Annotated in this window: 1 pseudogene; it reads left to right on the top strand. The window is 67.5% G+C overall.

Features of this window, described 5'->3' with window-relative positions:
• Positions 1-252, top strand: a pseudogene (locus ADK60_RS27990) (FG-GAP repeat protein); the annotation flags it as partial.

The following is a 252-nucleotide window of genomic DNA, read 5'->3' as shown; positions in this document are numbered from 1 at the left end:
CTGTCCACCGGCACCGGCTTCACCCGCAGTCACTGGGCCACCAACGCCGGCGGCTGGCTCGACTCCACCCAATGGCTCGGAGGCGACTTCAACGGCGACGGCAAGGACGACATCGCCGCCTCCTGGAACAACCACGGCCAACTGTCCACCGCGGTCTTCCTGTCCGACGGCTCACGCTTCCCCGGATGGACCCAGTGGAGCGACCTCGACGGCGGCTGGATCGACGCAGCCAAATGGGTCGACGGAGACTTC

The organism is Streptomyces sp. XY431 (assembly GCF_001279805.1).
Lineage (GTDB): Bacteria > Actinomycetota > Actinomycetes > Streptomycetales > Streptomycetaceae > Kitasatospora > Kitasatospora purpeofusca.
This window is presented reverse-complemented; position numbering and strand designations above follow the sequence as displayed.